This window comes from Rhizobium tropici CIAT 899 (assembly GCF_000330885.1).
Taxonomy (GTDB): domain Bacteria; phylum Pseudomonadota; class Alphaproteobacteria; order Rhizobiales; family Rhizobiaceae; genus Rhizobium; species Rhizobium tropici.
On the sequence record NC_020059.1, the window covers coordinates 3,559,333 to 3,571,470 of the forward strand.

Here is a 12,138-nt window from a genome sequence, read left to right on the forward strand (position 1 = left end):
CAGGGTTGTGGTTGCAAGGGAGGGTGGCGCTACCCACACCACCCGTTGCAGCAGATCAAAGCACGCCCCAGCCCCGATAGCGCCCGCGCCCGGTCATTTCGCGCAGGCCGAGTTCGGTCACGAGATTGAGCGCGCCCCTTGAGGTAATGCCAACATGGCGCGCAATCATTTTCGCCGAGACGATCGGACGCGATAGCACGATGTCGATGACCTCAGGCAGGCTGCTGTTGGACCGCCTGTCCTTGAGCCGCACTTCCATCTGCAGCTTGGCAAGCGAAAGCCGATCAAGCTCCTTGAGGCCCGAATCGGCCGAAAGCGCCATGGCCTCGAGAAAGGCGGTCAGCCGCGTGGTGCGGTCCGGCGCTCGCCGGCGGTCGTGACGAACGGCCTTCAGGCCGACATTCAGGCAGAAGAGATGAGACGTGACCTTGCCCCGGCTGCGCAGATAGGCGCTCGCCAGCAAGCCGCCGAGCCAATGCTGTCGCCGCAGCGGTTCGATCCTTTCCCAGGCATCGAAAAGCACCGCGGCACCCAAGGTAGCCGGCAGCAGATCCGCCTCGCGCATGACGGCGCGCCAGCTGTCCAGCCGCTCATCCTCATCCCAATCCTCGTCTCGGATGAGAGCCAGGGGATCCTGGGCATCGATAATCGGCTGCCTGGGTTCCGGAACGCCGCCATTCAGGATCTTGTCGGATCGGGCGAGGATCGCGTCGATCTCGGCGAAATCGACGCCGAAATCATCCCCCTCCTCCGGCTCGTCAGGCTCGATGGCCCGGGCAGAGGTCGAACGCGGCGTGCTGCCCTCGTCGGTCTCGCCGACCTCCCCGCGCAGCACGGCAAGGCCAGCCGGCTCCAGGCCCCAGGACGGATCGGCGGCCCATAGACGGCGACGGCTGCGCAGCACCGAATGGGCGATGGTCAATTCATGCGTCGGGGTGCGCGTATCCATGCGCGCATCGTGCAGGACGAGATCCTCGACATGCACGAGTTCGCCGCCCACCCAGAGCGCACCGGCGGCCTCGAAAAAGTGCCCACGCTCGCGAAAGCCATTCGCCACCGCATGCCTCAACACGCGCTCATCCAGCCGGGCCAGCATATCTTCCGCCTTGACGACGGCAGGCAGAAGCGTGGCAAGCGGCAGCGTGGTCAGATCATATCGCATTGGAATCACATCATTGCATCGATCTTACGGAACTTATCATCGCCATCCGCAGCGAGATAGGAAGGCCGCCCTGTGAACTGTGGATGGCAATCACTATTTTCCGGCTTGACCTTCCAGCGATGGGAAGGTCCATAGACCTGTCCGAAGCCCCTTCGGGCAAAGGAGTATGACATGGCACCGCATGACGAGCACGATCACAGCCATCATGGACACGATCACCATAACACCCACACGCAGGATGAAGTGATCCGCGATCCCGTCTGCGGCATGACCGTCGACCCCGATGCCGGCAAGCCGTCGCTGGAATATCACGGCCGCACTTTCCACTTTTGCAGCAATGGCTGCCGTGCAAAATTCGAGGCCGCACCGGAAAACTACTTCACGGCCAAGGATCCCGTCTGCGGAATGACGGTCGATCGCGCCACTGCCCGCCATTTCACGAAGCACGAGGGCGAGAAATTCTATTTCTGCTCGGCCGGCTGCAAGGCAAAGTTCGAAGCGGACCCATCGGCTTATCTCGACGGCAGCAAGCCCACGCCAAAGCCGATGCCGAAGGGCACGCTCTATACCTGCCCGATGCATCCCGAGGTGATCAGCGACCATCCTGGCGACTGCCCGAAATGCGGCATGGCGCTGGAGCCGATGGGTGTCCCGGCCGCCGATGAAGGCCCGAACCCCGAGCTTGTTGATTTCACGCGCCGGCTCTGGATCAGCGCCGCCCTGTCGCTGCCCCTGCTTGCCATCAGCATGGGGCCGATGATCGGCCTTCCCATTCGCGACAGGATCGGCGAGCCGATCGCCACCTGGGTCGAGCTTGTTCTTGCAACGCCGGTCGTGCTTTGGGCGGCTCTTCCCTTCTTCCGCCGCGCCTGGAACTCGCTCGTCAATCGCAGCCCCAATATGTGGACGCTGATCGGTCTCGGCGTCGGCACCGCCTACCTTTACAGCGTGATTGCGACGCTTGCCCCCGGCCTGTTCCCGATGAGCTTTCGAGGGCATGACGAGAGCGTGCCCGTCTATTTCGAAGCGGCGTCCGTGATTGTCGCGCTCGTCTTCGTCGGCCAGGTACTGGAATTGAAAGCCCGCGAGCGTACCGGCTCGGCCATTCGCGCCCTTCTCGATCTCGCGCCGAAAACGGCACGACGCATCGGCGCCAACGGTAGCGAAACCGATGTGCCCGTCGACGAGATCCAGGCCGGCGACCGGCTCCGGGTGCGCCCCGGCGAGCGCGTCCCTGTGGATGGCTCCGTTATCGAGGGACAATCGACCATCGATGAATCGATGATCACAGGCGAGCCCCTGCCGGTCGAAAAGGCCAAGGGCGATGCCTTGACCGGCGGCACGATCAACAAAAACGGCGCGCTCATCATGCAGGCCGAGAAAGTCGGCGCCGAGACAACGCTCTCGCGCATCGTCGAACTTGTCGCCAAGGCGCAGCGCTCGCGCGCGCCGATCCAGACGATGGTCGACCGCGTCTCGGCCGTCTTTGTGCCCGCGGTCGTCGCAGCCGCCGTCATCGCCTTTGCCGTCTGGGCATTCGTCGGGCCGGAGCCACGGCTGGCGCACGCGCTGCTTGCCGCTGTCGCGGTACTCATCATCGCCTGCCCCTGTGCACTGGGCCTGGCAACGCCCATGTCCATCATGATCGCCACCGGCCGCGGCGCGCAGGAGGGCGTGCTGGTGCGCGATGCCGAGGCGCTCGAACGCTTCGCCAAGGTGGACACATTGATCGTCGACAAGACGGGCACGCTGACGGAAGGCAAACCGAACCTGACCGATATCGTCACTGCGGCGGGCTCCGACGAGGCACGCCTTCTCTCGCTCGCCGCCAGCCTGGAGCGCGGCTCCGAACACCCGCTCGCCGAAGCCATCGTTGCCGGCGCTGAGGAACGCGGTGCGCGCTTCGTCGAGATCTCCGGCTTCTCGGCGGTGACCGGCAAGGGCGTGGAGGGCCGCGCCGGCGAAACCGCGATCGCGCTCGGCAATGCCGCGATGATGTCCGACCTTGCCGTTTCGACCGATGTCTTGAAGGCCGAGACAGAGCGCCTGCGCAGCGAGGGCAAGACCGTCATGTTCGTCGCCATCGACCAGAAGCTGGCCGGCCTCGTCGCCGTCGCCGACCGCATCAAGCCGACCACGGCAGCCGCCATCAAGGCGCTGCATGAAAGCGGCCTGACGATCGTCATGGCGACCGGCGACAACGGCAAGACCGCCGCTGCCGTCGCCAGAGAGCTCGGCATCGACGAAGTGCGCGCGGACATGCTGCCGGAGGGCAAGAAGGCGCTGATCGACGAGTTGCGGGCCAAGGGCCGCATCGTTGCCATGGCGGGCGACGGCGTCAACGATGCTCCGGCACTTGCATCAGCCGATGTCGGCATCGCCATGGGCACGGGCGCCGATGTCGCCATGGAAAGCGCCGGGATCACGCTGGTAAAGGGCGATCTCAACGGCATCGTCCGCGCCCGCCATCTCTCGGAAGCGACGATCCGCAACATCAAGCAGAACCTCGCCTTCGCCTTCGGCTACAATGCGCTGGGCGTGCCGCTGGCGGCCGGCGTGCTCTACCCGATCTTCGGCCTGCTGCTGTCACCGATGATTGCGGCCGCCGCAATGAGCCTGTCGTCAGTCTCGGTGATCGGCAATGCACTGAGGCTACGGCTGGCGAAATGAGGACGGTTCATATGAATATGCATCAGAAATGAGGTTTGACTATTTCTGATCGGGAGGAACAATGTCCAGATTCTTCATTGAGTGGCTCTGGACGTCACGCCTCATAGGTCGGCCGGTGACGAAATTTTGTAATATCCCGTCAACAAACGTCGCGGGCATTTTCACGCGACAGTTGGCCGGATCTTCTGGATCAATAAGCAGTGTAACAATCCGGCCCGGCAAGTAATTATCGAAATCGCCATCATGTGTATTAAGGTCAAAGGCAGTAAGGCGTTTGGCCTCGTACTCATACTCAACATCAATGAACGGAGTTGGAAATTCCCCTACTAGAACGGAGCGTACGTCCACGACCGTTCCGCCAATCTCAACCCAACCGTGCGTTTTGGCCAGATAAACAAGCCGGACGCAAACAGCTAGTACCGCTAGAGCCAAAAGGCTCAGCCAGTGAATAAACGTCCAGATGGACCCTTCGCTCATAATGCCATCATTGGGTTACCTTCATGTTTGGTCAAGGTCCCTATGATTCATCGGTTGAGTGATACCTTCACCCGACCCTCTCCACGGCAATCGCCGTCGCCTCACCGCCGCCGATGCAGAGCGCAGCAACACCCTTCCTTGCTCCCTGGCGTTCAAGCGCATGCAGCAACGTCACGATCAGCCGCGCGCCTGTAGCGCCGATAGGATGGCCGAGCGCGCAGGCGCCACCGTTGATGTTGAGCCGGTCGCGGGCAATGCCGAGTTCCTTTGCGGCAGCCATGGCGACGACGGCGAAGGCCTCGTTGATCTCGAAAAGATCCACGTCGCCGATCTTCCAGCCGCTCTTGTCGAGCACCTTGCGGATCGCCGGGATCGGCGCTGTGGTGTACCAGGCCGGCTCCTGGGAATGCGTGGCGTGCGCCTTGATTTCGGCAAGGATCGGCAATCCCTCGCGCTCGGCGAGCGAACGGCGCGTCAGGATGAGCGCTGCAGCACCATCGGCATTGGCCGAAGCGCTGGCAGCCGTAATCGTGCCATCCTTGCGGAAGGCCGGCTTGAGCGTCGGGATCTTTTCAGGTGAAACCTTTTGCGGATGCTCATCCTTGGCGATCGTGACCGGGCCACCCTTGCCACTCACCGAGATCGGCGTGATTTCCGCTTCGAAAGCGCCAGTCTCGAGCGCCTTGCGAGCGCGCGACAGGGTTTCGACCGCGTAAGCATCCTGATCGTCGCGGCTGAACTGATAGGCCTCGACCGCCATTTCGCCGAAATCGCCCATGGAGCGACCCTTCTCATAGGCATCTTCCAGCCCGTCGAGCATCATGTGATCGAAGATGCGGTCATGGCCCATGCGATAGCCGCCGCGCGCCTTGGCGAGCAGATAAGGCGCATTCGACATGGATTCCATGCCGCCGGCGACCGCAATGGAGGCCGAGCCGGCGAGAAGCAGGTCATGCGCCAGCATGGTCGCCTTCATGCCCGAACCGCAGACCTTGTTGATGGTCGTGGCGCCGACGGCATCCGGAAGGCCAGCCCCGCGCGCAGCTTGCCGGGCCGGCGCCTGCCCTTGCCCCGCAGGCAGGACGCAGCCGAACAGAACCTCATCCACTCTCTCAGCAGAAAGTCCCGCGCGCTCCAGCGCAGCACGGATGACATGCGCACCGAGCTCGGGCGCCTGCAGGGACGAAAGATCTCCCTGGAAACGACCGAGCGGCGTGCGCGTGGCGGAAACGATGACAACGGGATCGATAGCAGGCATGACATCTCCTCAGATCAAGCAAACAGCTTGGTGTCATTGCTAGCACGTTAGATGATGTCCGTCATCTAAATACCGATGCAATCGGAATACAATCGGAAAACGGCGATTGCCCTCTTACCAGACACGCCCTAAGGATATCCCCAAAGCTTGAAAGGATATCTCATGCCGCTTTACATCAAGGACGACGCCATCGACCGCTTGGCGCGGCGCTACCAGGCCCTGACCAAGGCCCCCACCAAGACGGAAGCTGTACGGCTCGCCCTGCAAAAGGCGCTGGATGAGGAGCTAAGCAAACCGGCCCTTGCCGATGTCGCTGTCGCTTTTTGCCGCAATCTCAAGCAGAAGGCGGCCGCGCAGGGCCAAAACGCCAAGACAGGAGAGGCCTGATGTTCATCGACGCTTCGGTGCTGTCGGCGATGATGACCGACGAGGAAGAGGCGCGCGCCTTTGCCATCCGCATACAGCCGGCAACGGCACGCATGACCTCGCCGCTTGCCGCAGCGAATGCCGCAATCCTGGTCTCTGATGCTTTGGGATTGTCGCCGACCGAGGCAGGCGAAGCTGTCCGCACGTTTCTGCAGCTGATGAACATCCAACTGCTCGCCGTGCCGCCTCGTGCCGCAGTCCTCGCGACCGAAGCTTACGAGCACTATGGCCAAGGCGGCCATACGGCGCGCCTCAGCCTGGACGATTGCATGACCTATGCCTGCGCTCGCTATTATCGCCAGCCGCTATTGTCGAACAGCGACCGCTTCAAGCAGACGGATATCGAGCTGGCCTAGAGCATGTCGCGTAAGAGTGCGCAGCGGTTTTGCGACGACGACATACACAAAATCAAAGACCTAAAGCGTGAGAAGCGAATCTGAAAGATCGCGACCCGCTTTAGGCCAGCTCGAGCCATTACGCCATTACGGGCAAAGCGAAGCGGAGCCTGCACTATAGGTGCTCGAACGAGCGCCGACGGAGTTAGGGGCAGCGGCGCACTGCAGGCGGGAAATGGAGTCGCCGGCGCGGATCGGGCCGGTCACCGACGGATCGGTGTTGATCGTGCCGTCCGGAAGGATTGCATCTTTCGAATGGTCGACGCTGCCGACATCGGCCTGGAACGCCTCGACGTTGACGCGCTTGGGGTGATGCTTGTGCACCTGCTCGGCCATGGCGGCGCTGGACACGCCGACGACGAGAGCGGAGATGGCGAGGGTTCTGAGCAGCATGGGACTGCCTCCTGTGGGAGTTGACGCGAGTTTCATATGGGAACCGGCAGGCCATTTTACAGCGGCTTGCCTGTCAATATCATTAAGAATTTGAAGGTTTTGATCGGGTCTTCACTTTGTGGCGGGATACCTCTGCGCCGGCATCGTGCGGCAGGCTGATAAAACGCAATGCGGAGATGGCACCGATAAGGCCAATGATGAGGAAAGCCCAGCGAAAATCGATGAGCGAGAGCGTTTCCCCACCATGAATCGTGCGCGAGAGATTGAGAACGGCGGCGGCGACGGCGACGCCCAGCAGCAGCGAAACCTGCTGCAGCATGCTCGACAATGTGGAAGCGGAGCTGCGTTGCGCGGCATGGATATCGGCAAACCCCAGCGTATTCAGCGCGGTGAAGTTCATCGAACGCGACAGGCCGGCGATGAATAGCAGGCAATATATCAACGGGTCTGGTGTCGAGGAAGACAGAAGCGCGCATCCGGCAATGCTGGCCGACGAGATCAGCCCGTTGACGACGAGCACGTTGCGGAAACCGAAGATCCTTAACATCTGCGTAGTGATCGCCTTCATGCCGAGATTGCCCGCGAAATAGAAAAGCAGATAGGCGCCCGCGTCGATCGCCGAGCGGCCGAAGCCAACCTGGAAAAGCAACGGAATCAGGAAGGGCGTGGCGTTGATCGCCACACGGCTCGCCGTACCCGCCGAAAGCGTCGACATGGCGAAGGTTTGCACCTTGAAGGCGGAGAGATCGAGCAAGGGCGCATCGACCTTCATGAAATGCCGGGTGGCGATGATGGAGAAAACCGCGCCTGCGGCGATCAACGCAATGCTGGCCGCCAGCCCCGTCGTCCCCTGCACCACGAATTCGAGGCCGGCAAGCAGGAAGGTCAGCCCCGCCGCCGATTGCAGAAAGCCGATAAAATCGAGCCGCGCGACCTTCTCCTCCCGCTGATCCGGCACGAAGCGCAGGACGAGGCCGAGCCCGATGATGCCGATCGGGATATTGATCAGGAAGTTCCAATGCCAGCTGAGATAGGTGGTGATGAAGCTGCCGAGCACCGGACCGATGACCGGAGCGGTCAGCGCCGGCCAGGTGATCATCGACATCGCATGCACCAGATCGGATTTGCGAGCATTCTTCAGCACGATGATGCGTCCCACGGGCGTCATCAGCGCGCTGCCGATGCCCTGAACGGCGCGGGCAATGATGAACTCGGTCAAATTGCCCGAGAGGCCGCAGAACAGCGACGCCATGGTGAATATGGCAATGGATGCCAAAAACACCCGCCGGGCGCCATAGCGATCGCCAGCCCAGCCGGCGAGCGGCACGAAAGCCGCCATGGTGAGCAGATAGACCGTGATGCCGATGCTCATCGAGACCGGCTCGACGCCGAAACTTACCGCCATCTGCGGCAACGAGGTGGTGATGATCGTCCCGTCCAGAAACTGCATGAAAAAGGAAACGGCGACGACAAAGGCGATGATGCGGGACTGCCGGCCGAAACTTGCTTCGGAAGGCTCTTCTATAGTCCGGGCAACGGTCATGAGATGAATTTCACTGAATGGCGTTCAAGGGAGTCGGTGCGTCGGCAGCAATCATATGATCATTGAATACGCCTATGATGGTGGCTTGCAAAGCCACAAACCCGGCTGGCGCCGCGAAAAATTGACACGGCGACATAGGAACTGTGGTTCGAGACGGCCAATCCAAGGCCCCCTCACCCGCAGCGCTCCGGAAGCGTCAATCGTCCGAGTAGCGCTGCTCCCGCCAGGGATCGCTATACATGTGATAGCCGTTCTTCTCCCAGAAGCCGGCCCTGTCGGCGCCGATGAACTCGATACGGTTCAGCCACTTGGCGCTCTTCCAGAAATAGAGATGCGGCACGACGAGACGCATCGGGCCGCCATGTTCGACGGTCAGAGGCTGACCTTCCCAGGCGGTGGCGAGGATCGCATCCTCGGCCGCGAAATCCGCAAGCGGCAGGTTGGTGGTATAGCCGTCATAGCTCGTCAGCAACACATGATGCGCCTCTTCCGTCGGCATGGCGAGATCGAGGAGATCGCGCGTCGAAACTCCTTCCCAACGGTTGTCGTAGCGCGACCAGGTCGTCACGCAATGGATATCGCTGACACGGGTACTTTGCTCGAGCGCCCGGAAAGCCGCCCAATCCAAGCTGAGCCGATTTTCCACGAAGCCGATCACATCGAGCCGCCAGCTGGATAGCGAAATCTGCGGCTGTACGCCGAGATCCAGCACCGGCCAATTCCTCACGAGATGCTGCCCCGGTGGCAGCCGCTCTGCCTCGGGCCGGCTGACACGCCCCGTCAGAAACTTGCCCTCCGCCGCCCAGCGGCGCTTGGAAGTCGTGAGCTTGCTATCGGCGGGGATCTCGTCGCTCATGCCGGCTATCCTCTCTGCTGCGCAGAAATAGGATGCCCGAGCTGGGCAGGAGTCAAGTCAAGGAAGATCAGATGCGTCAGCCGATGGCATCCCGGCGAGCGCAATGCTATGGCTCGGCAAACATGCCGAGGGGGTAAGCTTGAATACCGATATCACAGCCGTTCGCGAAATCAGGTACTCGAAATCCAGCTTCATAGTCGTTTTGGTGATCTATTGCTTCCTTGCGGCAGGGCTCGCAGCCATGCTGATTAAGGAGGGTCCACCGCGATTCCTTGCCCTGATCTTGTTGCCGATGCTGATTTTCTTCATCGCCTTTGCCGTGTACGAATATTTCCGCCGCGACTTTGTGACTCCAGTGATAACAATCGGTCCCCAGGGCATCCAGGACATCCGGATTGCCAGCGGTTTTATTCCTTGGGAGCATATGGATGGCGTGATCTTCGCCACCATGGACCCAAGAACGGCGAAGGCTGCCACCATATTCGTCAACGCGGAAAGCAAGAGCAGCCTGAGCGACGACCTGGTCGCAAAAATCTGGAGGAGATCAAAGCGTCCGCGGCCGGTTTTGATCCGCCGCGGTCAGTTCGACACGCAGTTCAAGAATATTGCTGTTGCGGTCGATCTCTACTATCGCGCCTACAAGCCGAAGGCGAGGAATGCGGAAAACAGCTCCCAGCAGCCCATTCCGGCTTAGATTGCCGTGATCTCGATCAGGAAAAATCGTGCCGGTCCAGAAAGCCTTATGCACCTTCCGCTCGGACCATTCATAACGGCGCAATCCTGAGCGGACAATACAAGGCTCTGGTCTCCATCGTCGATACGAAGGCCCTTGTCGTCATCACAAAGGAGCAGCGTACTACCTGCGGTCAGCTGCAATTCCATGTGGTCGCTGACAATATTTCGCGTGACCCTGTGCGCATACCTACCCCGCCGCGTCATCACGTTGAGATCAGTAATCGTCCCATTGATCAATGTCGCCGAGGTCGGCGCGTCCGCCGCGAAAGGCAGCGGTTCGCTCGCCTGCGTCAGGCGTTCGGGCGTACGCCCCTCGATGAAGAGGGTCATGCCCTCGCCATCGAGAATGGATAGCGTACGATCGATACCCGGAAAAACCGAAAACGGCCCGTCCGTCGCAACGGTTGCCATGCTGACGCGCCAGTCAAAGTCGGCAAGCCCGGCGCCGTCGGGCGAAACGGCGATCTCCACCGTTTCCCCGCCGCCGTTTTTCCAGGGCATGCGCTTGTGATCACTGGCGCGGAGCAGCTTCATCTTTAGTTCCCCAGGATGGCCGGCAGGCGCAGGCCCTGCTGCTTGGCCCAGTCGAGCGCGATGTCGTAGCCGGCATCGGCGTGGCGCATGACGCCGGTTGCCGGGTCGTTCCAGAGAACGCGCTCCAGGCGCTGGGCCGCATCATCCGTGCCGTCGGCGCAGATGACCATGCCGGAGTGCTGGCTGAAGCCCATGCCGACGCCGCCGCCGTGGTGCAGCGATACCCAGGTGGCACCCGATGCGGTGTTGAGCAGAGCGTTCAGGAGCGGCCAGTCGGAAACGGCGTCCGAACCGTCCTTCATGGCTTCCGTTTCGCGGTTCGGTGAGGCGACCGAGCCGCTATCGAGATGGTCGCGGCCGATGACGACGGGAGCCTTCAGCTCGCCGTTCCTGACCATTTCGTTGAAGGCGAGACCGAGGCGGTGGCGATCGCCGAGGCCAACCCAGCAAATGCGCGCCGGCAGGCCCTGGAAGGCGATGCGCTCACGCGCCATGTCGAGCCAGTTGTGCAGGTGCTTGTTGTCGGGCAGCAACTCCTTCACCTTGGCGTCGGTCTTGTAGATATCCTCCGGATCGCCCGAGAGAGCGGCCCAGCGGAACGGACCGATGCCGCGGCAGAAGAGCGGACGGATATAGGCCGGCACGAAGCCCGGGAAGGCGAAGGCGTTTTCGAAACCCTCTTCCTTGGCGACCTGACGGATGTTGTTGCCGTAGTCGAGCGTCGGCACGCCGGCATCCCAGAAGGCGACCATGGCTTCGACATGCACCTTCATCGAGGCTCGGGCGGCAGCTTCGACGGACTTCGGATCGCTCTCGCGCTTCGCCCGGTGTTCGGCCACCGTCCAGCCGATCGGCAGGTAGCCGTTCAGCGGATCGTGAGCGGAGGTCTGGTCGGTGACGATATCCGGGCGCGGGCCGCCGGCCTTCATGCGCTTCACGAGTTCCGGGAAGATCTCGGCGGCATTGCCGAGCAGACCGACGGACTTGGCTTCGCCGGCCTTCGTCCACTTGTCGATCAGAGCAAGCGCTTCGTCGAGCGTCTTTGCCTTCTCGTCGACATAGCGAGTGCGCAGGCGGAAATCGATGCGGGTTTCGTCGCTCTCGACGGCCAGGCAGCAGGCGCCGGCCATGACGGCTGCGAGCGGCTGTGCGCCACCCATGCCGCCGAGGCCGCCGGTCAGGATCCACTTGCCCTTCAGGCTGCCGTTATAGTGCTGGCGGCCGGCTTCCACGAAGGTCTCGTAGGTGCCCTGAACGATGCCCTGCGTGCCGATATAGATCCACGAGCCGGCCGTCATCTGGCCGTACATGGCAAGACCCTTCTTATCCAGCTCGTTGAAGTGATCCCAGGTCGCCCAGTGCGGCACGAGGTTGGAGTTCGCGATGAGGACGCGCGGCGCATCCTTGTGCGTGCGGAACACGGCGACCGGCTTGCCGGACTGCACGAGCAACGTCTCGTCTTCGTTGAGCGTCTTCAGCGTCGCGGCGATACGGTCGAAATCGTCCCAGGTGCGGGCGGCACGGCCGATGCCGCCATAGACGACCAGCTCGTTCGGGTTTTCAGCAACGTCGGGATCGAGATTGTTCATCAGCATGCGCAGCGGCGCTTCGGTCAGCCAGCTCTTGGCGTTGAGCTCCGGACCACGGGGTGCGCGGATTTCGCGGATATTATGGCGTGGATTGGTCATG

Annotated in this window: 12 protein-coding genes; 4 read left to right on the forward strand and 8 right to left on the reverse strand. The window is 61.8% G+C overall.

The genetic code is table 11. The features are described from left to right. Positions 1 to 55: 55 nt before the first annotated feature. The gene (locus RTCIAT899_RS17450) at positions 56 to 1,162 is read right to left on the reverse strand and encodes an RHE_PE00001 family protein (protein ID WP_015341554.1); all 1,107 of its coding nucleotides are present in this window, start codon (positions 1,160 to 1,162) and stop codon (positions 56 to 58) included. 171 nt (positions 1,163 to 1,333) lie between these two features. Between RTCIAT899_RS17450 and RTCIAT899_RS17455 the strand changes: the two genes are divergently transcribed. Then, entirely contained in the window at positions 1,334 to 3,832 is a 2,499-nt protein-coding gene (locus RTCIAT899_RS17455; RefSeq protein ID WP_015341555.1) for a heavy metal translocating P-type ATPase, read from the forward strand. Positions 3,833 to 3,871: 39 nt separating this feature from the next. Here RTCIAT899_RS17455 and RTCIAT899_RS17460 read toward each other — a convergent pair whose 3' ends face one another. Beyond that, on the reverse strand, positions 3,872 to 4,309 hold the full coding sequence (locus tag RTCIAT899_RS17460; RefSeq protein WP_041677717.1) for a DUF3592 domain-containing protein: 438 nt from the start codon (positions 4,307 to 4,309) through the stop codon (positions 3,872 to 3,874). Positions 4,310 to 4,376: 67 nt separating this feature from the next. Then, positions 4,377 to 5,567, reverse strand: coding sequence for an acetyl-CoA C-acyltransferase (locus RTCIAT899_RS17465; protein ID WP_015341556.1), 1,191 nt, complete (start codon positions 5,565 to 5,567; stop codon positions 4,377 to 4,379). 162 nt (positions 5,568 to 5,729) lie between these two features. Here RTCIAT899_RS17465 and RTCIAT899_RS17470 point away from each other — a divergent pair, with 162 nt between their 5' ends. Beyond that, positions 5,730 to 5,954 (forward strand): type II toxin-antitoxin system VapB family antitoxin, encoded by a 225-nt coding sequence (locus RTCIAT899_RS17470; RefSeq protein WP_015341557.1) that lies wholly within the window; start codon positions 5,730 to 5,732, stop codon positions 5,952 to 5,954. After that, positions 5,954 to 6,349, forward strand: a complete 396-nt coding sequence (locus RTCIAT899_RS17475) for a type II toxin-antitoxin system VapC family toxin (protein ID WP_015341558.1) — start codon at positions 5,954 to 5,956, stop codon at positions 6,347 to 6,349. Before RTCIAT899_RS17470 ends, RTCIAT899_RS17475 begins: the two co-directional genes overlap by 1 nt. 126 nt (positions 6,350 to 6,475) lie before the next feature. Here the strand turns inward: RTCIAT899_RS17475 and RTCIAT899_RS17480 are convergent, their stop codons facing one another. The 3 genes from RTCIAT899_RS17480 to RTCIAT899_RS17490 form a co-directional block, all read right to left on the reverse strand. After that, positions 6,476 to 6,781, reverse strand: a complete 306-nt coding sequence (locus tag RTCIAT899_RS17480; protein ID WP_015341559.1) for a hypothetical protein — start codon at positions 6,779 to 6,781, stop codon at positions 6,476 to 6,478. A gap of 82 nt (positions 6,782 to 6,863) precedes the next feature. Beyond that, positions 6,864 to 8,324: an MFS transporter gene (locus RTCIAT899_RS17485; protein WP_015341560.1), complete on the reverse strand. Its 1,461-nt coding sequence runs from the start codon at positions 8,322 to 8,324 to the stop codon at positions 6,864 to 6,866. Positions 8,325 to 8,520: 196 nt separating this feature from the next. Next, complete coding sequence (locus RTCIAT899_RS17490; RefSeq protein ID WP_015341561.1) at positions 8,521 to 9,180, reverse strand: sulfite oxidase-like oxidoreductase; 660 nt, start codon at positions 9,178 to 9,180, stop codon at positions 8,521 to 8,523. A 139-nt stretch (positions 9,181 to 9,319) separates the two neighbouring features. Between RTCIAT899_RS17490 and RTCIAT899_RS17495 the strand changes: the two genes are divergently transcribed. After that, a complete protein-coding gene (locus RTCIAT899_RS17495) occupies positions 9,320 to 9,874 on the forward strand; it encodes a hypothetical protein (RefSeq protein WP_135488235.1) in 555 nt (184 codons plus the stop codon). Here the strand turns inward: RTCIAT899_RS17495 and RTCIAT899_RS17500 are convergent. Both RTCIAT899_RS17500 and hutU read right to left on the reverse strand, forming a co-directional pair. Next, a complete protein-coding gene (locus RTCIAT899_RS17500) occupies positions 9,871 to 10,449 on the reverse strand; it encodes a HutD/Ves family protein (protein WP_015341563.1) in 579 nt (192 codons plus the stop codon). The genes RTCIAT899_RS17495 and RTCIAT899_RS17500 overlap by 4 nt on opposite strands. Positions 10,450 to 10,451: 2 nt before the next feature. Continuing rightward, positions 10,452 to 12,137, reverse strand: coding sequence for a urocanate hydratase (gene hutU, locus RTCIAT899_RS17505; protein WP_015341564.1), 1,686 nt, complete (start codon positions 12,135 to 12,137; stop codon positions 10,452 to 10,454). Position 12,138: the final 1 nt, after the last annotated feature.

Coding starts and splice junctions, on each gene's coding strand:
- RTCIAT899_RS17475 (WP_015341558.1), top strand. CDS start 5,954: ATGTTCATCGACGCTTCGGTGCTGTCGGCGATGATGACCGACGAGGAA.
- RTCIAT899_RS17485 (WP_015341560.1), bottom strand. CDS start 8,324: ATGACCGTTGCCCGGACTATAGAAGAGCCTTCCGAAGCAAGTTTCGGC.
- RTCIAT899_RS17470 (WP_015341557.1), top strand. CDS start 5,730: ATGCCGCTTTACATCAAGGACGACGCCATCGACCGCTTGGCGCGGCGC.
- hutU (WP_015341564.1), bottom strand. CDS start 12,137: ATGACCAATCCACGCCATAATATCCGCGAAATCCGCGCACCCCGTGGT.
- RTCIAT899_RS17450 (WP_015341554.1), bottom strand. CDS start 1,162: ATGCGATATGATCTGACCACGCTGCCGCTTGCCACGCTTCTGCCTGCC.
- RTCIAT899_RS17455 (WP_015341555.1), top strand. CDS start 1,334: ATGGCACCGCATGACGAGCACGATCACAGCCATCATGGACACGATCAC.
- RTCIAT899_RS17480 (WP_015341559.1), bottom strand. CDS start 6,781: ATGCTGCTCAGAACCCTCGCCATCTCCGCTCTCGTCGTCGGCGTGTCC.
- RTCIAT899_RS17490 (WP_015341561.1), bottom strand. CDS start 9,180: ATGAGCGACGAGATCCCCGCCGATAGCAAGCTCACGACTTCCAAGCGC.
- RTCIAT899_RS17465 (WP_015341556.1), bottom strand. CDS start 5,567: ATGCCTGCTATCGATCCCGTTGTCATCGTTTCCGCCACGCGCACGCCG.
- RTCIAT899_RS17460 (WP_041677717.1), bottom strand. CDS start 4,309: ATGAGCGAAGGGTCCATCTGGACGTTTATTCACTGGCTGAGCCTTTTG.
- RTCIAT899_RS17500 (WP_015341563.1), bottom strand. CDS start 10,449: ATGAAGCTGCTCCGCGCCAGTGATCACAAGCGCATGCCCTGGAAAAAC.